The sequence below is a fragment of the Paraburkholderia sp. SIMBA_030 genome (genome assembly GCF_046535245.1).
In the GTDB taxonomy this organism is placed as follows: Bacteria; Pseudomonadota; Gammaproteobacteria; order Burkholderiales; family Burkholderiaceae; genus Paraburkholderia.
Window position 1 is genome coordinate 1 of record NZ_JAWRXB010000790.1, and the last position, 263, is coordinate 263.

Consider the following 263-nt stretch of genomic DNA (forward strand, 5'->3'; position numbering starts at 1 on the left):
CCACTACGTCTTTGCGCCTGAGTTTTGCAATCCCGCCGCAGGTTGGGAGAAGGGTCAAGTCGAGAAGAATGTTCAGGATGCCCGACCGCGACTTTGGCAACAGATGCCGGACTTTCCAGATCTGGCGGCGTTGAATGCCTGGCTGGAACAGCATTGCCAGGATCTGTGGCGCGACATAGCGCACGGCACCTTGCCCGGCACGATCGCAGACGTCTGGTCCGCAGAACAGCCGACATTGATGGCACTCCCTGCCGCCTTCGATG

At 59.7% G+C, this 263-nt stretch carries 1 pseudogene; it reads left to right on the forward strand.

Features of this window, described 5'->3' with window-relative positions:
- Positions 1 to 263: pseudogene (locus tag SB772_RS42140) on the forward strand (IS21 family transposase); the annotation flags it as partial.